Source organism: Exiguobacterium sp. PFWT01 (assembly GCF_018255795.1).
Lineage (GTDB): Bacteria > Bacillota > Bacilli > Exiguobacteriales > Exiguobacteriaceae > Exiguobacterium.
In genome coordinates this window covers 1,068,980-1,090,747 of sequence record NZ_CP073755.1, presented here as the reverse complement: position 1 = coordinate 1,090,747, position 21,768 = coordinate 1,068,980, and the positions used below count along the sequence as shown (strand labels likewise).

Annotated in this window: 20 protein-coding genes; 3 read left to right on the top strand and 17 right to left on the bottom strand. The window is 48.3% G+C overall.

Annotated features, from left to right (window positions below):
* Window positions 1–21: 21 nt before the first annotated feature.
* The 6 genes from KD909_RS05620 to hrcA form a co-directional block, all read right to left on the bottom strand.
* On the bottom strand, window positions 22–771 hold the full coding sequence (locus KD909_RS05620; protein WP_211782628.1) for a 16S rRNA (uracil(1498)-N(3))-methyltransferase: 750 nt from the start codon (window positions 769–771) through the stop codon (window positions 22–24).
* Between the two features lie 3 nt (window positions 772–774).
* On the bottom strand, window positions 775–1,713 hold the full coding sequence (gene prmA / locus KD909_RS05615) for a 50S ribosomal protein L11 methyltransferase (RefSeq protein WP_211782627.1): 939 nt from the start codon (window positions 1,711–1,713) through the stop codon (window positions 775–777).
* Window positions 1,714–1,731: 18 nt separating this feature from the next.
* Window positions 1,732–2,838 carry a molecular chaperone DnaJ gene (dnaJ, locus tag KD909_RS05610; RefSeq protein WP_012726665.1) on the bottom strand — a complete coding sequence of 369 codons (1,107 nt, stop codon included), beginning with the start codon at window positions 2,836–2,838 and terminating at the stop codon, window positions 1,732–1,734.
* A 110-nt stretch (window positions 2,839–2,948) separates the two neighbouring features.
* Window positions 2,949–4,775 carry a molecular chaperone DnaK gene (gene dnaK / locus KD909_RS05605; RefSeq protein WP_012726666.1) on the bottom strand — a complete coding sequence of 609 codons (1,827 nt, stop codon included), beginning with the start codon at window positions 4,773–4,775 and terminating at the stop codon, window positions 2,949–2,951.
* A 29-nt stretch (window positions 4,776–4,804) separates the two neighbouring features.
* Window positions 4,805–5,392 carry a nucleotide exchange factor GrpE gene (gene grpE / locus KD909_RS05600; protein WP_012726667.1) on the bottom strand — a complete coding sequence of 196 codons (588 nt, stop codon included), beginning with the start codon at window positions 5,390–5,392 and terminating at the stop codon, window positions 4,805–4,807.
* A gap of 17 nt (window positions 5,393–5,409) precedes the next feature.
* Window positions 5,410–6,432 carry a heat-inducible transcriptional repressor HrcA gene (gene hrcA, locus KD909_RS05595; protein WP_012726668.1) on the bottom strand — a complete coding sequence of 341 codons (1,023 nt, stop codon included), beginning with the start codon at window positions 6,430–6,432 and terminating at the stop codon, window positions 5,410–5,412.
* Between the two features lie 199 nt (window positions 6,433–6,631).
* On the opposite strand from hrcA, the gene KD909_RS05590 reads away from it, so the two are divergent.
* Complete coding sequence (locus KD909_RS05590) at window positions 6,632–7,237, top strand: DUF1054 domain-containing protein (protein WP_012726669.1); 606 nt, start codon at window positions 6,632–6,634, stop codon at window positions 7,235–7,237.
* Between the two features lie 44 nt (window positions 7,238–7,281).
* Here the strand turns inward: KD909_RS05590 and hemW are convergent, their stop codons facing one another.
* The 5 genes from hemW to lepA form a co-directional block, all read right to left on the bottom strand.
* Complete coding sequence (gene hemW, locus KD909_RS05585) at window positions 7,282–8,460, bottom strand: radical SAM family heme chaperone HemW (RefSeq protein WP_249199089.1); 1,179 nt, start codon at window positions 8,458–8,460, stop codon at window positions 7,282–7,284.
* 43 nt (window positions 8,461–8,503) lie between these two features.
* Window positions 8,504–9,685, bottom strand: a complete 1,182-nt coding sequence (locus tag KD909_RS05580) for a DUF1015 domain-containing protein (RefSeq protein ID WP_211782625.1) — start codon at window positions 9,683–9,685, stop codon at window positions 8,504–8,506.
* Between the two features lie 11 nt (window positions 9,686–9,696).
* On the bottom strand, window positions 9,697–10,860 hold the full coding sequence (locus KD909_RS05575; protein ID WP_211782624.1) for a phosphoglycerate dehydrogenase: 1,164 nt from the start codon (window positions 10,858–10,860) through the stop codon (window positions 9,697–9,699).
* On the bottom strand, window positions 10,838–11,908 hold the full coding sequence (serC, locus tag KD909_RS05570; protein ID WP_211782623.1) for a 3-phosphoserine/phosphohydroxythreonine transaminase: 1,071 nt from the start codon (window positions 11,906–11,908) through the stop codon (window positions 10,838–10,840). Before serC ends, KD909_RS05575 begins: the two co-directional genes overlap by 23 nt.
* A 114-nt stretch (window positions 11,909–12,022) precedes the next feature.
* Window positions 12,023–13,846: a translation elongation factor 4 gene (lepA, locus tag KD909_RS05565; protein ID WP_012726674.1), complete on the bottom strand. Its 1,824-nt coding sequence runs from the start codon at window positions 13,844–13,846 to the stop codon at window positions 12,023–12,025.
* A gap of 219 nt (window positions 13,847–14,065) precedes the next feature.
* Here lepA and rpsT point away from each other — a divergent pair, with 219 nt between their 5' ends.
* Window positions 14,066–14,326 carry a 30S ribosomal protein S20 gene (rpsT, locus tag KD909_RS05560; RefSeq protein WP_012726675.1) on the top strand — a complete coding sequence of 87 codons (261 nt, stop codon included), beginning with the start codon at window positions 14,066–14,068 and terminating at the stop codon, window positions 14,324–14,326.
* 27 nt (window positions 14,327–14,353) lie between these two features.
* Here rpsT and KD909_RS05555 read toward each other — a convergent pair whose 3' ends face one another.
* A complete protein-coding gene (locus KD909_RS05555) occupies window positions 14,354–14,791 on the bottom strand; it encodes a GNAT family N-acetyltransferase (RefSeq protein WP_211782622.1) in 438 nt (145 codons plus the stop codon).
* A gap of 9 nt (window positions 14,792–14,800) precedes the next feature.
* Window positions 14,801–15,811: a DNA polymerase III subunit delta gene (holA, locus tag KD909_RS05550; RefSeq protein WP_249199104.1), complete on the bottom strand. Its 1,011-nt coding sequence runs from the start codon at window positions 15,809–15,811 to the stop codon at window positions 14,801–14,803.
* Between the two features lie 90 nt (window positions 15,812–15,901).
* Here holA and KD909_RS05545 point away from each other — a divergent pair, with 90 nt between their 5' ends.
* The gene (locus KD909_RS05545) at window positions 15,902–16,066 is read left to right on the top strand and encodes a YqzM family protein (RefSeq protein WP_012726678.1); all 165 of its coding nucleotides are present in this window, start codon (window positions 15,902–15,904) and stop codon (window positions 16,064–16,066) included.
* A gap of 61 nt (window positions 16,067–16,127) precedes the next feature.
* On the opposite strand, the gene KD909_RS05540 is transcribed toward KD909_RS05545, so the two are convergent.
* The 4 genes from KD909_RS05540 to KD909_RS05525 form a co-directional block, all read right to left on the bottom strand.
* Window positions 16,128–18,245: a DNA internalization-related competence protein ComEC/Rec2 gene (locus tag KD909_RS05540; RefSeq protein ID WP_211782620.1), complete on the bottom strand. Its 2,118-nt coding sequence runs from the start codon at window positions 18,243–18,245 to the stop codon at window positions 16,128–16,130.
* 1 nt (window position 18,246) lies between these two features.
* Complete coding sequence (locus tag KD909_RS05535) at window positions 18,247–18,831, bottom strand: helix-hairpin-helix domain-containing protein (protein WP_235189284.1); 585 nt, start codon at window positions 18,829–18,831, stop codon at window positions 18,247–18,249.
* Window positions 18,832–19,054: 223 nt separating this feature from the next.
* Window positions 19,055–20,698 (bottom strand): methyl-accepting chemotaxis protein, encoded by a 1,644-nt coding sequence (locus KD909_RS05530; protein ID WP_211782619.1) that lies wholly within the window; start codon window positions 20,696–20,698, stop codon window positions 19,055–19,057.
* Entirely contained in the window at window positions 20,695–21,666 is a 972-nt protein-coding gene (locus tag KD909_RS05525; RefSeq protein WP_031423197.1) for a BMP family lipoprotein, read from the bottom strand. The genes KD909_RS05530 and KD909_RS05525 overlap by 4 nt, the downstream gene beginning before the upstream one ends.
* Window positions 21,667–21,768 lie beyond the last annotated feature (102 nt).

Here is a 21,768-nt window from a genome sequence, read left to right as displayed (position 1 = left end):
TCGGGTCATCCGTTTTTCATATTATCTGTTCAGCTCAAGCGCGAAAGAGATTGCAGATAATGCATAAAGCGGCGCCGTCTCAGACCGAAGAATTCGTGGTCCAAATGCACATGCAGTCGCTCCTGCCTGAATCCATTGATTGATTTCGTTCACATCGAATCCACCTTCAGGTCCCGTGATGACGAGAACGCGTTGTTTCGGTTTCAGTTGAGTCAACAGTTGCGCGAAAGCAGACTGCTCCCCTTCTTTTGCCGACTCTTCATATGCGATGACGACGGCATCATAGCCATCTATTTTCTGTTGGAGCTCTTTCGGAGAAATATATGTGCAAGTCGGTACCACGGCACGATAGGATTGTTCAGCCGCTTCTTGCATAATCTTTTGAATCCGCTCCACTTTTTTCGGAGCTTTCTTTCCATCCCATTTGGCAACGGAGCGCGTCGATTCGAACAGCAACAGATGGTGGACGCCAAGCTCCGTCGCTTTTTGGGCGACGAGCTCGACTTTGTCTCCTTTCGGGAGTGCATACGCCAAAGTCACCTCGATCGGCAATTCCGTCGTCGCCTGGCGCGATGACATGACTTTCGCTTCCCCGCTCTTTTTCTCAAGTGATGTCACGACACAGGCATACTCAACACCTGTACCATCCAATAGGACCATCTCATATCCAGGACCTTGTCGTAAGACTGTACCGATGTGATGGACCACGTCGGAAGGAAGGGTCACCGTTTCGCCTTTAAAGGCTTCTCTAGTCAAAAAATAACGTTGCATAACTTACCCTTTCTTGGCGATAATCGCGACCCAATCTTCCATCACGCGCGTCTCTTCGATCTCAAATCCAGCAGCGACCAAAGCATTCGTCACTTCAGCCCGCTTCTCTCCGATAATTCCAGAGGTGATGAAGCGACCACCTGACTTCGTACGTGCATAGGCGTCTTCGATGAACAGGAGAATGACGTCAGCGAGAATGTTCGCCACGACTAAATCATACTCCCCTTCCACTCCTTTCAGAAGATCACCTGTGTCCACTTGAACGAGTTCGCCCACTCCGTTCGTCTCAACGTTTTGACGAGCCGATTCAACGGCGACTGAATCCAAATCTAGCGCCTTCACGTTTGTCGCTCCGAGTTTCGCAGCAGCAATCGACAATACGCCCGATCCTGTACCGACATCAATGACACGGTCACCTTCCTGAATGTAGTTCTCAATCGCTTGAATGCAGAGCATTGTCGTCGGATGCGTTCCTGTGCCGAACGCCATACCCGGGTCAAGCAAAATCACATTCTCTTCCGGCTGCGGGGTGTACTCTTCCCATAAAGGAACGATGGTTAGTTGTTGCGAAATCTTTACCGGCTTATAATACTGCTTCCAAGAGTGTGCCCAGTCCTCTTCATCGATTTCAGCGACCGTGACGTCTCCTGACCCGATATCGAGCATCGTGCGTAGTCGTTCGATTTCTTTTTTCAGATTTGAAAGTAAATCTTGAAAATCTCCCGAGGCCGGGACATACGCTTTGACGTGTACGCCAGAAGTTGGATACGTCTCACGATCCGAAACGTCCCAAATCTCCCCGAAATGGTCCTCCGCCATCATTCTGTCGAAATCTTCCACGTCCTCGATGACGACACCTTGTGCCCCCACTTCGTGTAGCAAATTGGATACTGCTTCTACCGCAAGTTGTGTCGTGTGGACACAAATTTCAGACCATTTCATCGTTCGTACACACTCCTTTTAGTGACTAAAGAACTTTTTCATTTTTTGGAACATGCCATGTTCCTCTTCGACACCGGACTCTCCGCTAATTTCTTCAAATTCACGCAGCAACTCTTTTTGACGGTCTGTCATGTTCTTCGGCGTCATCACAATGACACTGACATACTGGTCACCATTTGCACCACCACGAACACTCGGCATTCCTTTACCGCGTAAACGGAATTTCGAACCGGTTTGTGTCCCTGCAGGCACTTTCAAGCTCACATTCCCGTGAACTGTCGGTACTTCGATTTCCGCACCGAGAGCAGCCTGGGCGAATGTGATCGGCATATCCATTGCGATATGTTGGTCGACACGTTCAAAGATCTCATGTGCTCTGACACGAACGACGACGTACAAGTCCCCTGCTGGTCCACCGTTCACGCCTGGACCACCTTTACCTGAGAGACGGATCTGTTGACCGTTATCGATACCGGCTGGGATTTTGACCTCGACGGTTTGTTTCTTCTTCACATGACCTGAGCCATGGCACGTCGGACATTTTTCTTTAATCGTCTTACCACTTCCATGACACTGGCTACATGGACGTTGGTTGACCATACGACCGAGAATCGTGTTCTGTTCGACCGTCTCGACGCCGCTACCGCCACATCGATTACACGTTTCCGGTTTCGTGCCCGGTTTTGCGCCACTTCCCATACACGTGTCACATTCCACTTCGATTTCGAGTTCAATCGTCTCCGTTTTCCCAGTGACACTTTCCATGAAGTCAAGATCGACGACGTACTGGTAATCTTCACCGCGACGTGGTGCGTTCGGATCTTGACGGCGTCCACCGCCTCCGAAGAACATGTCGAAGATATCTCCGAAGCCGCCTTGGAAGTCACCGCCTCCTCCGAACTGATTGGCCCCTTCGAAACCGAATCGGTCATACTGGGCCCGTTTCTGTTCATCTGAGAGCACTTCGTACGCTTCACCAATCTCTTTGAACTTGTCAGCAGCATCTGCCTCTTGGTTGATGTCCGGGTGGTATTGACGGGCTAACTTTCGGTATGCCCGCTTGATGTCTTGTGCCGAGGCCGACTTGTCGAGCCCGAGCACTTCATAATAATCTCGTTTCGCCACTATTCTCGCTCCTATCCTCACTAACTACGTATCGATTTTACCGATTCTACCTTAACATGGAAAGAGCCAAAGCAGAAACCTGCTTTGGCGCTCTCCTTTACAACGGCTGTTTATTTACGGTCGTCGAGATCCTCAAACTCTGCGTCCACGACATTATCGTCCTGTTTCGCTTCCGCTTGTGGTTCTGCGCCTTCAGCACCTTGCTGTTCAGCCATTTTAGCATATACTTTTTGCGTCAACTCTTGAACGACAGCTGACAATTCGTCTTTGGCTGTACGGATCGCCTCAAGGTCTGAACCTTCGAGAGCAGTTTTCGCTTTTTCTTTCGCAGCTTCTGCTTTTTCTTTGTCCGCCTCTTCTACTTGCTCACCAAGGTCTTTGATTGCCTTGTCTGTCGCGAAGACGAGTTGGTCTGTTTCGTTGCGAAGTTCTGCTTCTTCTTTACGTTTGTTATCTGCTTCTGCGTTCGCTTCGGCTTCTTTCACCATGCGCTCGATTTCCGCCTCATCGATACCTGAAGAAGATTGGATTGTGATCGATTGTTCTTTGTTCGTACCGAGATCTTTTGCCGATACGTGAACGATTCCGTTTGCATCGATATCGAATTTAACTTCGATTTGTGGCACACCACGTGGTGCTGGTGGAATATCCGTCAATTGGAAGCGACCAAGTGTCTTGTTGTCTGGCGCCATCGGACGTTCCCCTTGAAGGACGTGGATGTCAACAGCAGGCTGGTTATCGGCCGCAGTCGAGAACACTTGTGATTTCGATGTCGGGATTGTCGTGTTGCGATCGATGAGTTTCGTCATCACGCCACCCATTGTTTCAATACCGAGTGAGAGTGGAGTCACGTCGAGAAGAACGACGTCTTTCACGTCTCCAGCAAGAACCCCACCTTGAATTGCTGCACCAAGTGCAACAACTTCATCCGGGTTTACCCCTTTGAATGGCTCTTTCTTCGTGAAGTCGTGGATTGCTTTTTGAACAGCAGGGATACGTGTCGAACCACCGACGAGAATGATCTTGTCGAGGTCAGACGGTGTGAGTCCTGCGTCTTTCAAGGCACGGCGCGTCGGTTCCATTGTGCGTTCGACAAGGTCAGCCGTCAATTCTTCAAATTTCGCACGTGTGAGTGTCATCTCCAAGTGGAGCGGACCTGCTTCACCTGCTGTGATGAACGGAAGGCTGATATGTGCGCTTGTCACACCTGAAAGGTCTTTCTTCGCTTTTTCAGCTGCATCTTTCAAACGTTGAAGTGCCATCTTGTCTTTGCCGAGGTCGATGCCATTCTCTTTTTTGAATTCTGCAACGAGGTAGTCGATGACTTTTTGGTCGAAGTCATCTCCACCGAGACGGTTGTCACCAGCTGTAGCGACAACTTCGAATACACCGTCACCAAGTTCAAGAATCGAAACGTCGAACGTACCGCCACCAAGGTCATAAATCAAAATCGTGTGGTCTTCGCCTTTATCTAAACCGTAAGCGAGTGCCGCAGCTGTTGGCTCGTTAATGATTCGTTTGACATCAAGGCCAGCAATCTTACCAGCATCTTTTGTCGCTTGACGCTCCGCGTCGTTGAAGTATGCAGGAACTGTGATGACGGCTTCCGTGACTGATTCACCGAGGTAGTCTTCAGCATCTTTCTTCAACTTCTGCAAAATGATTGCCGAGATTTCTTGTGGTGTGAATTTCTTGCCGTCTACGTCTACTGTATGTGACGTTCCCATGTGACGTTTAATTGATTGGATTGTATTCGGGTTCGTGATGGCCTGACGTTTCGCGACCTCACCGACTTGACGCTCTTCTCCTTTGAATGCGACAACAGAAGGAGTCGTACGGTTACCTTCTGCGTTCGAGATGACGACTGCTTCGCCACCTTCCATTACTGCCACACATGAGTTTGTAGTCCCTAAGTCAATACCGATAATTTTACCCATCGTTTATTCCTCCGTCTCGTTAAGTAGTATTATTCTGCAACTTTTACCATGCTCGGGCGAATGACTCGACCGTGCATCGTATATCCTTTTTGGAGCTCCATCGTCACGATACCTGACTCGAACTCATCACTCGGTTCTTGCATGACTGCTTGATGGAAATTCGGGTCGAACGGCTGTCCGACTGCTTCAATCACTTCGACTTGCTCAGCATTTAATACGTCAAGCAGTTGCCGATGAATCATGTCGACTCCTGATTGAATCTGCTTCGCATCCTCCGAAGTTGCGTTTACTTGAAGTGCACGCTCAAAGTTGTCAATGAGCGGAATCAATTTTTCAATGACAGACTGTGAAGCAAACTTGACGCGTTTGGCGTTCTCTTCGTTCGTCCGACGACGGAAGTTGTCAAAGTCGGCACGAATGCGGAGCTCGCTCGCTTTCAACGCTTCGATTTCTTTTTGTAAGTCCGTCCCCTCAGAACTTTCTTCCACAATCTCAGCATTTAAAACCTCATCTTCATTTGATTCAGTTGACTCATTCTCTTCTGTTTGTGCCGAGTCTACAGATTTTTCTTCCAGCACGTCATCTTGCTCATGCCCGTTTTGGTGATCTGCTGTCATAGTAAAACTCCTTTCCGTCACTCATCTAGTTTCGTTCGTCGCAACGCTTCGATAATTTGTCCCATCATTTGGACACCATGACGGTAATTCATACGCGTTGGACCAATCATAGCGATTGTACCGAATGTTTTTCCGTCTAGTGTATAATCCGAGGTGATGACACTACAATTTTGAAGGGCGACAATTCCGTTCTCGCTCCCAATGCTCACATAAATCTCACGATTTGGCAACGATTCGAGCCAGTGCGTCAATCGTTCTTGCTCATCAATCCATTCTAGGAATGGGCGTAACGTGTCGAGCGTCTGAAATTCGGGTTGGTTGAAGATCTTCTTCTTGCCCCCGAGATAAAGCGAAGACGGCGTTTGGATTCCGACCGTCGATTGAATCAGTTGCATCATGTTCTCGTACTGCTGACGCTGAGCGAGTTGCAATTTGGCAACTTCCTCCCCAATCCGGATTTTCAATTGTCCGATTGGCGTTCCGACAAGGCGGTCGTTCAACAGTCGAATCGTTTCCTCGATGACGTCAGGAGCGACACGCGATTCAAACATGACGGTACGATGCTCGACGTGACCTTGATCCGTGACGATGAGAACGACACCACGCCGCTCGTCTAATGGCATAAAGTCCACACGGGCCAACGTTTCCATTTGGCTGTTCGGACCGAGGGCGACCGTCGTATAATTGGTCAAATCAGAAAGGAGATCTGCAGCTTGTCGAATCAAGATCTCAGACTCTTTTGAAGATTGTTTCAAACGTTCTTCTAGTCGACCCGTCTCCCGTTCGTCGATGATCTGCTTCTCGACGAGGTGGTCCACGTAATATCGATAGCCGACCTCTGACGGGATGCGACCTGCAGAAGTATGCGGTTTTTCAATCAGCCCCATGTCTTCCAAATCGGCCATATCATTCCGAATCGTTGCTGAACTAAACGTCAAATCGTCCCGTTTTGACAATGTTCGAGAACCGACCGGCTGAGCCGTCTGGATGTAATCGTCAATGATGGCTCGAAGAATGAGCAATTGTCGATCTGTCAGCACAACATCACTCCTCTCTGAAAAGGTTACCCCGCTTTATTAGCACTCATATTTAACGAGTGCTAATCACACTTCAAATATTATCACGTTCTCACTATTTGTCAATTCATACACTCGGATTTTTTCACCTTTTTTCACGATGACAAACCTACGAAATGAAAATAAAAGCCTATTTCGGTAGAATAGATGATGAGGTGATTATATGTTTACAACAAAACAATTTAATGTATTTAAACAGGATGGACTTGACGAACGAATGTCTGGCATCCGTTCGGATATTCAACCACTCTTCCATCGGATTTATGACGAGGTCGGGCCAGAGCTTGAGGCTGATGTCGGTATCCCTCTTTATTTGCATGTGGCGAAGCACGCTCGTCGGACGGTGAACCCACCGAAAGATACGTGGATGGCGATTTGTCACGACAAACGTGGGTACAAAAAACATCCGCACTTACAAGTTGGGCTTTTCGACGATCGTGTCTTCATCTGGCTAGCGTTCATCTATGAGATGCCGAACAAGGACGCCATCGCGAAACACCTGCAACAAATCGATTTGAAATCAACATTCCCTGATTTCCATATCGCTGGCGACCATATGAAAAAAGAAGCGTTACTTGTTGAAGATACGTCAACTGAAGACATTCAATCGCTACTTGAGCGATTCGGCACTGTGAAAAAGGCTGATTTCTTGATCGGCCGTCAACTTCCTGCCGATGCGTCGATTCTTCAAAATGAAGACGCATTTCTCGCGTTGGTCGAAGACACGTTCGGTCGGCTTACACCGCTTTATCGTGATCTCGTCTTGTAATATAAGAAAATGGACAAATCCTCACGAGGGACTTGTCCATTTTTTTATGAATCAGCATGTTCAAGTTTTGCTTCTCCAATAAAGGCTGCAAAGGCTTCATTGGCGAGTGGCAAACCGGATGCCGTTAGACGGATATGTGTGTCCGTCCGTTCAATCAGTGACTTCTTCACCAACTCTTCGATGACGTGACCGAACACATCATCGAGCGACACTCCGTACTTTTGTTCAAACGTCTGAAGCGAGACCCCGGAACGCATACGCAGGCCGAGGAATAACTCTTCTTCCATCTTTTCCACTTCTTCTAGTTCGGTCACCCGTTTCACAGGGATGCCTTCTGCTTTAATATAGTGAGGAATTGGAGCGATATTGGCGCGACGTGTCCCATTCAAATAACTATGCGCTCCGGCTCCGAATCCATAATACTCTTCATTGCGCCAGTACACTTGATTGTGACGGCTCTCTCGACCAGGCAAGCCATAGTTGGAGATCTCATATTGTTTGAGACCATGGCGTTCAAGCGTCTCCATCACTTTCAAGTACATTTCGACTTCGACATCTTCCCCCGGTAAACGGAGCTTCCCTTTTCGATCTTGAATCGCAAAGACGGTATGCGGCTCGAGGATCAACGAATAAGAGGAAACATGTTGAATCGGTAATTGGAGCGCTAGCGCTAAATCACGGTCAATTTGTTCAAGGGTTTGTTCCGGAAGACCGAACATCAGGTCAATCGAGATATTGTCAAAGCGTTTTGCCGCTTCGCTTACCGTCTCGAACACATCATCCGCCCGATGCGTCCGCCCGATGCGCTCAAGTCCACCATCATCAAACGTCTGGACACCGAAACTGAGTCGGTTGACGCCACCTGCTTTCATCGTGTCGAGTTTTTCCGCACTCACAAAGTTCGGGTTCGCTTCGACAGAATACTCTAAGTCGTCTGACGCGAGTGGCAGAAGGTGTCGGCGGACCATGTCCATCAGGCGCGCCATCTGCTCCTCATTGAGCGCGGTCGGTGTCCCGCCCCCGATAAAGATGGTATCAATCCGCTCTGTCGGAAACGCCTCGAGCGTCAACACCATCTCTCGTTCTAATGCATCTAAATAATCATCAACAGGCTGATTTTTTAAAAACACCTTGTTGAAATCACAGTAATAACAAATATGTTCACAAAATGGAATGTGAAGATATACGGCTTTAGCCAATTTCGGCCACCCCTTTCTTCTCATTCCATTTATAACGCTTTTCGTCTGTTCTTTCCAGCCTGCGCCATCAATCGAATCGATGAATGAATAAACCACTCTTCAATTTCGGCTCGAACCAGGTCGATTTTGGAGGCATCTGGCCACCATCATCCGCCACGCGCATCAGTTGTGACATCGTCGTTTCGTGACAGGTGAAAAGCAATCGGTCCGGCATCTGAGTCAGCTTCTCTAATTCAACGACCGTCTTGTTTCCACCGACAAAATCGACTCTCGCATCCGTACGGATATCTTCAACGTTGAAGTATGGCGTGAGAATATCTCGCTGTAAGATGGCAACGTCGAGCGCCGGGTCTTCTTGTCGTTTCGTCAACTTATAATACTTCCCTCGATAGGCGACTCCGAAGACGCCATGTTCATTCGGCAGGACAAGATGATCCTCTTCCTCGATCATGTATGAAAACGAGAGTCCGTCTAACATATTCTCTACCTCTTCAGGACTTATCGCTGTCAGCACGCGATGATATGGCAAGATCGTCAATTCGTCACTCGGGAAGAGGACACCTAAGAAGTGTGAACGTTCATTCTTTTGAGAACGATCCCCACTCATCCCGGAAACGACCGCTGCCGCTTTCGCACGATGATGTCCATCCGCAATGTAGATCGACGGGATGGTCGCGCCAATCATCATGACACGAGCGAGTTCACGGTTTGGAATCATGAATCCTTCATGCATGACGCCTCGTTCATCCGTGAACGAGAATAACGGGTCTCCGTCAGTCGCTTTATGTAAGATTTGCTTCAAGTTTGCATGTGGAGGATGACTGAGTAGAATCGGACCGGTGTGCGCTCGCGTCGCCCGGACATGCTCGACACGTTCCCGCTCCTTCGTTTCCCGTGTATGTTCGTGAATCTTGATGCGACCGGCTTCATAATCCGCGACTGAAAAGGTGGCGACTAGACCTGTTTGCTGACGTTGTCCCGATGTCAATCGATAGACGTAAAATCCGTTCGGACGTTCCGTCAATTCCTTTTCATAGAGACGTTCTAGCTCATGACGCGCCAGCTCCCCCCACTTCTCAAGGGAAAGGTCAGATTGAAGCGCTTCTGGCTTATCAACTGCTAAAAAGGAATCGGGATTTTCTGAAATGACGGCTTGCGCTTCTTCAATCGACACGACATCATACGGGTCTGCGGCGACACGTTCCGGATGCGTTGGCATATAAGGGCTGAACGGTTTAAATACGACCATAAGGATCCTCCTTAAAATTCCCGGACGCGAATGACGCCCTGTATTTCATACAGCGCATGAATCGATAACGGTTCATGCTCGCTGTTGTCTAAATCAATCAACGTATACGCCATCTCCCCGCGGCTACGATTGACCATGTTATCGATATTCAATCCATGTGAGGCAAGTTCTCCCGTGATTTGACCGACCATGTTCGGGACGTTTCGATGCAAAATCCCAAGACGGCGTTTACCCGTGTATGGAAGCTCGACGTTCGGAAAATTAGCGGACGACCGAATATTCCCTGTCTCGAGATACAATTTCAGCGTCTCCACGGCTTGAATGGCACAATTGACTTCCGACTCTTTAGTCGATGCACCGAGGTGAGGCAATGCCATGACTTGCGGATGACCGATCAGCGTGTGACGGGGGAAGTCGGTCACATACAGTCCCACATGATGATGGAATGCCTTCAGTAAGTCACCATCTTTTACGAGCTCTCCTCGCGCAAAGTTCAGAACAGTCATCCCCGGTTTCATTCGCTCAAACCAACTCCGGTCGATGCTGAATCGAGTCTCCTCAGTCAAAGGCATATGAATCGACAGTAAATCAACGTTGCCCAGTACTTCACTTAAGTGTTTGGCACGCGTGACATGTTTCGAAATATTCCAAGCGGCATCAACCGAGAGATGAGGGTCGTATCCGATGACATCGACCCCGAGTTGGAGAAGATCGTTGGCTAGCGACGCACCGATGGCTCCTAGACCGATAATCCCCACTTTTTTACCTCGCAACTCCGCTCCGAGGAATTGTCGTTTTTGCAATTCCATCGCTTCTTCTAATTGAGATTGCGATGCGGTAGTCTGTTCATTCACCCAATTGAAACCTTTCACAATAGGCCGTACTGAGAGGATCATACTCGCAAGGACGAGCTCTTTCACCGCATTCGCATTCGCGCCAGGTGTATGAAATGCGACGATTCCTCGTTTCGCAAGTTGATCGAGCGGAAGGTTGTTGACACCGGCCCCAGCTCTGGCGATGGCGAGAAGATAGGGAGGGATGTCCTCTTCGTGGACTTGATGACTTCTCAGTACCCAAGCATCGGCTTGATCCGATGCATTGATGACGTACTCGCTTGGCTCGAATCGTTTCAGACCAGCGGCAGCGATTTGATTAAATGTTTTGATGTGATACATGGGTCTCCTCCTCGAATGCTCTCATGACGTCGACGAGGCGTTCTGCCCCTTCTAGCGGCATCGCATTATATAGACTTGCACGTAAGCCCCCTACCGAACGATGGCCACCGAGTTCGAGCAAGCCACGTTCTAACGCGTATCGCTCAAAGCGCTGATCCAGTTCTTGATTTCCCGTTGTAAATGGGATGTTCGTCAATGAACGACGTTCCCCCTTTACAATTGGAGAAAAACAGGTCGCCTCTTCAAGATAGGAATAGATCCTGTCACTTTTTTGACGATTCAATCGTTCCATCGCATCGACGCCTCCGCAGTCTTCTACCCACTTCAATACACGCTCGGCTGCATACATACTAAACGTCGACGGTGTATTGAATAACGTATCGACATGTGATGCATATTGAAGATAACTCGGCAACTGAAGCGACTGAATCAAATCTCGACGGATGATGACGACCGTCAGTCCTGCAGGTCCGATATTCTTCTGGGCTCCGGCATAAATCACCCCGAAGCGCTCCACATCGATCTGCTCGGCTAGAATATTCGAGGAAGCATCTGCAATCAACGGAACATCGACTTCAGGGATATGTGTAAATCGGGTCCCTTCAATCGTGTTGTTCAGTGTCACATGGAGATAGTCCACCTCTTGGACAAGGCTCGATTCAAACGACATCCCTCCCGTCACATCTACCAACGGATGAATGACATCGACCTCTCCAAAGTGTTTCGCATCTTCCATCGCTTTTTTAGACCAAATGCCTGTATCCACATAAGCGAATCGATTCTGTTTCCGTAAATTCATCGGAATCATGGAAAATTGTAACGTCGCCCCGCCCTGTAACCAAAGTACGGCATAATTCTCAGGGATATGCATGAGTCTTCTCAGTCTCAATTCAAGAGAGTCGACCACACGTTGGAAAGACGCGGAGCGATGACTCGTTTCGATAATCGAAACGCCTTCATATTCAAACGTCAGAAGATGTTGTTGAATCTCTTGCATCACTTCCGTCGGTAGCATGCCGGGACCCGCAGAGTATGTATACGTCGACACGGTGTTTCCTCCTCTATAGTCTGTCTAAGGGTGTACTCTTCCTTATAGGAAGTGGCATTTCCTGCCTAAAATACAAAATCGCCCTGATTCGAAAATCAGAGCGATTCAATCTCATTATTCTTCGTCCATTGAGAGAACAGACATAAACGCTTCTTGCGGGACTTCGACGGACCCGACCATCTTCATGCGCTTCTTACCTTCTTTTTGTTTCTCGAGGAGTTTCCGTTTACGTGAAATATCTCCTCCGTAACATTTAGCCAAAACGTTTTTACGAAGTGCTTTAATCGTAGAACGTGCGACGATTTTGGTTCCGACAGCCGCTTGGACTGGAACTTCGAACTGCATCCGTGGAATGAGTGCCTTAAGCTTCTCAACAATGACCTTCCCACGCTCGTACGCGAAGTCACGGTGAACGATGAAGCTGAGTGCATCGACGACTTCGTTATTGAGCAAGATATCCATCTTCACGAGGCGCGATTGACGGTAGCCGATCAACTCATAATCGAGAGACGCATAGCCTTTCGTGCTCGATTTCAACTGATCGAAGAAATCATAGACGATTTCACTGAGCGGAATCTCATACGTGATTTTGACGCGAGTCGTGTCGATGTATTGCATATCGATGAACGTTCCGCGTTTCTTCTGGCAAAGTTCCATGATGGCACCCACGTAGTCGTTTGGTGTCATGACAGCCGCCTTGACGTATGGCTCTTCAATCGAATCGACTTTTTGTTGCTCTGGCATCTTCGATGGGTTATCGACGTGAATCACTTCGCCTGAAGTCGTCGTCACGTGATAAATTACCGATGGTGCCGTCGTAATCAAGTCGATGTTAAACTCACGTTCAATCCGCTCTTGAATGATTTCCATATGAAGCATCCCTAGGAATCCACAACGGAAACCAAAACCGAGCGCTTGCGATGTCTCTGGTTCAAACTCGAGCGCGGCATCCGAGAGCTGAAGTTTCTCAAGTGCCTCGCGAAGATCGTTGTACTTAGCCGCATCAATCGGATACAAACCACAGTACACCATCGGGTTCATCTTGCGATAACCAGGTAGTTGACTCGTTGCCGGGTTTTTAGCAAGTGTGATCGTATCCCCGACGCGAACATCTCCGACTGTTTTAATGGATGCAGAAAGCGTACCAACGTCACCGACGTTCAATTCTTTAACAGAGATCGGTTTTGGCGTCGAGACACCGAGGTCCGTCACTTCGAACGTCTTGCCGGTCGCCATCATTTGAACCTTGTCTCCTACTTTGACTGAACCGTTCACGATACGAATCGATGCGACGACACCGCGGTAGGCATCGTAGTACGAGTCAAAAATCAAAGCTTGCAATGGTTCAGACGGGTCCCCTGTAGGCGGAGGGACAAGTTCCACGATTTGTTCGAGAATCTCTTCAATCCCGATTCCCGCTTTTGCAGAAGTCGGGACCGCGTCACTCGCATCGAGTCCGATGACGTCTTCAATCTCTTGACGGACCCGCTCGACATCCGCTGACGGCAAGTCGATTTTATTGATGACCGGAATGATTTCAAGGTCGTTATCGAGTGCTAAATAAACGTTCGCAAGGGTTTGTGCTTCAATTCCTTGCGCTGCGTCGACGACGAGAATCGCACCTTCACATGCCGCAAGCGAACGTGACACTTCATATGTGAAGTCGACGTGTCCTGGCGTGTCGATCAAGTGAAGAATATACTCTTCTCCGTCTTTCGCCGTATAATTCAATTTGACGGCGTTCAATTTGATTGTAATTCCACGCTCGCGCTCCAAGTCCATCGCGTCAAGCGTCTGCTCTTTCATCTCACGAGCCGTGAGTGCACCAGTCTTCTCAAGAATCCGGTCAGCGAGCGTCGACTTTCCATGATCGATGTGCGCGATGATGGAAAAGTTGCGAATCTTCTTCTGACGATTCTCTAATTCTTGTTTGTTCATATATGGGTTCACCTATCCTTCTCATGCATACCGTGTCATTATATCAAAATCCTAAAGTAATGTGTACGACCTACTACAACAATACCACAGATAGTTTTCAGAATAATCATCAAGTGGTTGCTTTTCATATAACCGTTTGCTACAATTGTGCTTGTTCTGTTGAATGATTACTTGAAGTAATAAGAACATACACTTTCTTGTTTCAGGAGGTGACAAACAATGGCAAACATCAAATCAGCAATCAAACGTGCAAAAACTTCTGAAAAACGTCGTGTTGCGAACTCACAAGAGAAAGCGGCAATGCGTACAGCAGTAAAACGTGTTGATGCTCTCGTACTCGAAGGAAACAAAGAAGCTGCTCAAGAAGCTTTCGTTCTCGCTACGAAGAAGCTCGACAAGGCTGCGTCAAAAGGTCTTATCCACAAAAACAAAGCAGGTCGTGATAAATCACGCCTCGCAGCTCGTATCGCTGCTCTCTAATTAGAGATCACACGAAACAGCCGCCTCCTATTCGGAGCCGGCTGTTTTTTTGTATACCATGATGTAATGAGTACCGATCTCAGGAATGTCGAATGGCTCTCCGATTGGTGTAAGCCCATTTCGTTCATAGAAACGGACAGCCACTTCTCTCGCATTACACCACCATGAACATCCCAGCTCATCATGGAGTGCCTGTAAAAACCGAGAGCCGATTCCTTGTCCCGAAACATGAGGATCCGTCGCCATACCACGGAGTTGGAGCGGAATCCCCTCACCCTCGATTTGTTTCGGGGACAGCATGACTGTAGCGACCGATAGCACTCGATTGCCTTCAACCCAAGCGAAGTGTCGCGTCGTCGGTGCCTCATCCCCTTCAAAATAACACGTCTCAACGTCTTTTCCTGGTCTGAGCACAACATGACGGAGCGGAATCACGTCTTGAAGTGTCACTTGTTTGAATCCCATTCCTTCACCTCACAATAAGGCCAGTTGACAAACGAGCGTATCGAACACGATTTGTTTGTCACCACGTCCCGTTTTCATAGCTTCATCCGCGTCTGCAATCAAGGTCAGCGCTCGTGCGAGCTGAGCCTCGGAAAAGCCCCGACTCGCTTGTGTCGCCAATTTGATTGTATACGGGTGGGCCCCGATTTTCGATGCGATTTGCTTCTCTCCATAACCTGCCTCCGTCAACTGTTTTGACAGGTACATGTTCCGATATTGTCTAGCAAGCAACCCGAGTAGTCCAATCAGTTCTTGCCCTTGTTTTTCTAAATCCCGAACCAATCGAAGCGCTGCATCAGCTTGTCGTTTGACGAGAAGCTCCGAGAGCTGAAAGACGTTATCTTCTAATGTACGTGGAACTAAATCATTCACAATCTCAATCGGAATCGTCGCACCCGTTCCCGCGTACAACTGTAACTTCTCTAATTCGCGAACCAACTTTCCCCAATCATCCTGACATAGGAATAAAAGACGCTCCATCGTAGAGCGCTCCATCTTTTGTTGTTCACGACTCAATGCATCGTTCACGTATCGCATCAGTTCGTTTTGGCTCGGCTTTTTCGCTTCGAGGACGATGGCACGCTCTTTCAGACGCTTCACGATTTTCTTCCGCTCATCGAGTTTTTCTGACTCGACAATCAAGACAAGAACCGAGTAGGTCGCCGGTTGCACGACATATTCCGCCAGACGTTCAACATTGTGCTTTTGCTTCTCTTTCGCACCCGTTAAGAACTGGGCATTTTTCACGATAACCGTGCGATATTCACTAAAGAAAGGGACGGTCTCCGCTTCATCAAGCGCCGTATCGAGTGACGTCTCTTGAAGATCTAGTTGCATGACATCAAATTGATCACCGGATGGATTGGCCGCTTTCACGATTTCACGTTCCCACGTCTCTAACAAATATTTTTCGGTGCCATGGAGAACATAGACGCTCGCCAGTTTTCCATTATGTAACCACGGTTCATTCAAAACACACACCACTTTCACAATTTATTCTCATCTAAACATAGATTATCTTCCCATGATTCGCTATACTTATAAAGGAAGTATGATAAGGAGGGACCTAATATGCAAATCAACTCAGTACGCCCACCGAGTGAAAACCCGTTTGAAAATGACGTTCAATGCAAACGTAATGACGCCATCGACTCTGCGATCGGCTTCATCGTCCCATTTGGCTTTTTCTTCACGATTTTCTTCATCGGTGTCATCATCAAATTCTTAAGTCTATAAGTGATCAAACGATTGCCCCGGGGGAGCAATCGTTTTTTAGTGTATCACATTTTATCCTGTACTACTCGATGATCCCCCGACACATGTTCTCTTCACAGACAATCATTCCATTTAAGTCGGTTCGTAATAGACGTCTGCCCACAACCCGTCGTAACGTCTCTATGTGCGGATGTCCATATCGATTGTTCGAACCGACACTCGCAATGATCCATTCTGGATCGATTCGCTCAAGTAGTTCTTCCCCCGACGACGTGTTGGATCCGTGATGCCCTAATTTAAATACGTCGACGTCAAGCGTCGGTAACTCTGCTTCTCCCTCTATCGGCAAATCTCCTGTCAATAGATACCGCATGCCACCTACGTTCATGTACAGGCTGATCGAATGATCATTTTCATCTTCGTGTGGGCGATTCGGTGCCACAATCCACATCCATGGCGTCGGCCGATCGTCTGCCTCGAGATAACGGACCGATACATCATAGGCCGCTGCTAAGTGTAGCAGTTCTTCTCGTTTTTCAGCATTCGCCACTTCTTTTGATATCCAAAGCTCTTCTACCGTCACTACCTTCAATAATCCCTCTAATCCGCCGATGTGGTCATGATCCGCATGGGTCAACAGGACAAAATCAAGCGAACGCTCCCCACGTTTCCATAAATAAGGGACCAGTACATCTTCCCCCGGGTCAAATGTGCTTCGCTTTTGCTCGTTTGGATCTTGAAATACGCCCCCTACATCAATGACACCAATCGTTCTTCCCGATTCTACGACGATTGCATCACCTTGCCCGACATCCAAAAAGGTCACCCGGGAGGATTCCGACCATTCTGACCATCCCGCAATCAACCCACATGTCATGATGGCCGCCCCCCATCCGATCCATCGTTTTCGATTCATCAGCGTCAAGCTCACCCATAACCCTAGCCACAATGCGATTTGCGACGCCAACGCCAGATCGTGCAACGGAAGCCAAGGTCGTAAATCATCGTGGAGAGTGAACATTCCATGAATCGCGTCCAAGACAACCATGAACAACGGGGCAATCGAAGGAATCATCCATGTGACAAATGCGAGTGGCATGATGATCCATGAGATACAGATGGCCATCACGAGATTCCATATCGGTGCCGCGACGGATAGAACCGGTTGTACTTGCCATAGTACAATCAGCCCAAACAGCTGTGCGAAAACGGACAACTCGATTAGTCCTGTCCAGATTTGTCTCGTGACTAACAAAAAGAAGGTCATCCCGACCGTCAATTGGAAACCCAGATTCGTGAGAAGGAACGGTTGAACGGTCAACATGCCCGCCGCACACCAACTCAAGAGCCGAATCGGGTCTCGAATCGTCACACCGAAAAGAGAGAGAAAGAGGATCGCATCTGCGACGACGACAGCTCTTGCGACAGGTGGGGAAAAACCAGTCATCCATCCGAACATCGTAATACTAAAGATCATCAGTACCGTCTTCGTTTCACGTCGAATAGGGATTGGCTGCATCAATATGCGCATGGCCACGATCAACATAGCAATATGTGAACCGGAAATTACAAGAAGATGAAGAAGGCCCGTCACACGATAAGAAAATGAGGTCTGTTCATCTAGCATTCGACTCTCTCCGAACAACAATGCCTCCATATATAATGCGACATCCGCACGATGACGATGCTCAATTTGCTGAAGTTTTCGCTCTTTCCAACGTAGCATCCGACCGTCCCACCCTGCCGTCGAACGACACGTGTCGATTCGCTTCACCTTCCCTTTAAAGGATATGTTTGAACTCCGTGCCCAAGCCCGTTCATCAAATCCCCCGGTGTTTCGTAACGGTTGAAACGCCTCTATTTCGATTTGCACGAGGCACGTCTCTCCTGGTCGTCCGCGATTTAGTTCGCGTCCTCGTAAGACGCCCTGAAGATTGTCTACGTTCCCGTATAGTCTTACCGATTTCCCATTCTCTTTTCGATTTTCGATTGAGAAGGCAATCGTGTCTGACGGTAACGATTCTGTAGGGGTCGTATGGAACGATGCGATACAGATGAGTCCAATCACTCCGGCTTTCGCATACAGGCCTTGCCCACGTCGTGTGACCAGATAAAAGACACTAGCGACCACAGAGACCAAATAGAATCCTTCTGTCAGACCAGTTACAATGAGTACCGCAAATAATGGAAACAGCGGCATCTTAAGGTACCAATAAATATGGCTTCATACTTTCTAATGTCTTTTCGCCGAACCCCTTCACATCACCTAGCGCTTCATATGTTTTAAATGGACCGTTCGCTTTCAGATGATTTAAAATCGCCTCGGCTTTGGCTGGACCAATTCCTGGAACCGTCATCAGTTCCTCTTTCGTCGCACTGTTGACATGAACACCGTTTGTTTCGACCTCGGTACTCGGTGAGTCTTGCGAAATCGGTGTTTCTCCTTTTTTCGGCACGATGATTTTGACTCCATCAACTAACAACTGTGCTAAGTTCAACTGCTCTGGGTCAGCTTCATCTGTCAGAACTGCCAAAGAGAGCACATCGCCCACTCTCGCCCCTTCTGGTACGGTATATACGTTCGGAGATTCAACCGCACCTGTCACATACACAACGAGCTCCATACGTTCTGGGGACGTGGTCGGCGTGACCTCCTTAGGTTCCATGACGAATTCGTCCACCATTCGTTGCTCCGGTTCCTTTTGATAAAACAAATAGCCCACTCCTAAAAAAAGAACGACTAGGAGACCGATGACGAGTTGTTTCCATCTTTCCAAGCGGATCACCACCCTGTTCGACTGTTACGTTCAGTATGGCGAATCATGTGTTTCTAAACACGTCTCGTTCTTCCCCACAATCTTGACTTTAGGAAATGATTTGATTGCGTGTTCCATATCGCACTCGTACATGTAACGATATTCATCGACACAATTTCTATGAACAGGTTATAGAATGACGGAAAAAACGGAGACCATCACGTGGCCTCCGTTCCTACTGTTCACTGTTCGATTATTCTTCTTCGAAATGCTGAACCTGGTCAGCGAGTGCCGCTGCCTGTCCTTCTAACTCTTGCATCAATGTAAAGATTTGATCGAAGCTTGCCTGCTGTTCTTTCATCGAGGCTGCCACTTCTTCGTTTCCTGCGGCCAACTCTTCCGTCACCCCAGATACTTCTTCAACTCGACGCAAGACGTTGTTTACCTCGTTACTCGATGTGCGCATCTCTTGTTCGATCGTGCGTACGAACGAAGCGACGTGGTCTGTCCGTTCATGGATTCGGTTGAATGCTTCTTTTGTCAATCCGAACGCTTCTAATTGCGCCTCTTGCTCGCGTTTTGACTCATTCACCGTTTCCGTCAAACGGACGACTTCTTGCTGGATCGTCTCGACGACGTGGAAAATAGAGCGAGTCGCCTTGTTGCTCTCTTCCGCCAACTTCTTCACTTCACTTGCTACGACAGCAAATCCTCGTCCCGCTTCTCCCGCACGGGCTGCCTCGATTGCCGCATTGAGGGCAAGTAAATTCGTTTGAGCCGCGACGTCTTCGACAAGTTTCGCCATCGCCTCAATCTCAGCCGTTTGTCGTGCAAAGTGGTCCATTCGCGAAACAAGCACTTCATTCCGTTCGCTTGAGCGATCTAAAATGTGCTCCTGGTCCGTTAATGTTTCAATCCCAGCCGCTACTTCACGTGTCATTTCTGACGTTTCTTCCGTCGTTTGTTTCGTCTGGTTCAAGCTCGTCTCAAATGAAGTCGCCATCGTATGCACTGAGCTGAGCGTTTCTTGCAACTCATTTGCAATCGACTGTGCTCCGTGTGCCATCTCATCAACTGCGTTCGTGATGTTAGATGTCGTACTCACGACCGCTTCATTTTCGGCCGCGGCCGTTTCGGTCATCCCGTTCACTTTCATTGATGTGACTCGGATTGACCCGATCACCGTCTGAAGAGACGCCGTCATGTCACGCATGGCACGTTCAAGACGTCCGATTTCATCATTGCGCGTCGACTCAGGCAACGTGACGAGACGTCCGGCCGCAATCGCTTCGGCCACCTTGACAGTTTTTTCGAGTGGTCGAGTGATTGAACGGGCAAAGAAGAAGTTGTAGATTCCGAGCGCTAGGATGACGAGAATCGTCAAGAGGACCGAGATCAACAAGAGACGTTCCGTCTCATTTGCCGCCTCCACTTGAAGCGCTTCATAGAATGAACCGTTCTTTGCAATCAACGTATTGATATCATTTAACAAACCTTCCAGTTTTGCTGCCTGAATCCGAGCTCCGATACCACCTTCAAGTGCCGACTCGACATCTTCGTTCACCTGTTCGTACTTCATCGTGGCACGGTCTAAATGATTTGAAAATGCCGGAATCAAATACGACTGTTTTAAATCATCGAACGTTTCCGCGTTCGTCACACGGATGCGCTCTAATTGAGTCAATGTAGATTGGTTCGACTGTTCGCCAAGTGACGTCCAGAGGGATTGTTCTTGTAGGAGTGACGTTTCAAGTTGAGACAATTCAATCATTTGACTTCCATACTGCTCGTTATACGTTTGCAAGCGATTCAACGTCGACAAGACGTAACTCATCATCAGTACGATCAAGACGACGGTGAAGACGGTTGAGAAGATAAAACGTTTACGTAAACTCATTTAAGTGTCCCCTCCTTCAACTGACGTTCTACCGATTCATACTCTGATGTTTCTTTCTCATCCCATTGAATGCGACGAAGCGGAGCCAAGCCGACGCCGCCCTCTTCAATTCCAAGGATGACGTGTTCATTAAATGGTTTTTCGGTCACACGACCCGCGATTTCTACAATCGCCAAATCGACTTGTTTCAACATCGACGTCACAACCGCATCTGGTGCAATCATCGATTGATCACTATCGACCCCGATTGCCTTGACGCCGTATTTTTCAGCCGTCTCGAGTACACCGACCCCTGTCAGTCCTGCTGCAGCATAAAGAACATCTGCGCCCGCTTTAATTTGTTTCTCAGCGAGTTCACGACCGAGCTCCGGTGAAGCAAAATCATTCGAGAAGTCAACGAGCATCTCCACGTCCTCGTTCACTGCCTTAGCGCCACGTTCAAATCCTGCTTCAAATTTCTGAATGAGTTCAATATCCATTCCTCCGATAAACCCAATGGTATCGGACTCTGTTTCAAGACCAGCCACCGCGCCAGCAAGCGTACTGCCCTCTCCTTCTTCAAACGTAATATTCAAGACGTTCGGAAGTTCAGACACACCATCGATCAAAGCGAATTGCTGTTCCGGATGTTCAGCCGCAACGGCCTCTAAGTCTTCTTGACACGCAAAACCGAGACCGACGATCACATCATGTCCCTCTTCTACCAATTCTTCAAAGCCAACTTTGTACGTCTCCGTTTCGGACAGTTCACGATAATCAACGAACCAATCACCCGTCTCACGTAGCTCACCCATCCCGCGCATGGCTGCGTCACTGAACGATTGGTCCCCGAGACCAACGTCAGATAGGACGACCCCCATCGTCTGTCGTTCTTCTACAGTGGTATTCGGATCGTCGATAACCGACTGACAACCCGACAACCAAAGGGTACAAGCTGTGATTGTACTGAGCATTATGCTTTTCTTCATGTATTCAATACTCCCTCTCTCTAATGGTCTGACAACCCTTATATCGACCGAGAAGGCATTGTTCTCCATGATTTTTTTTAAAAGTTGTGGTAATAAAATGTC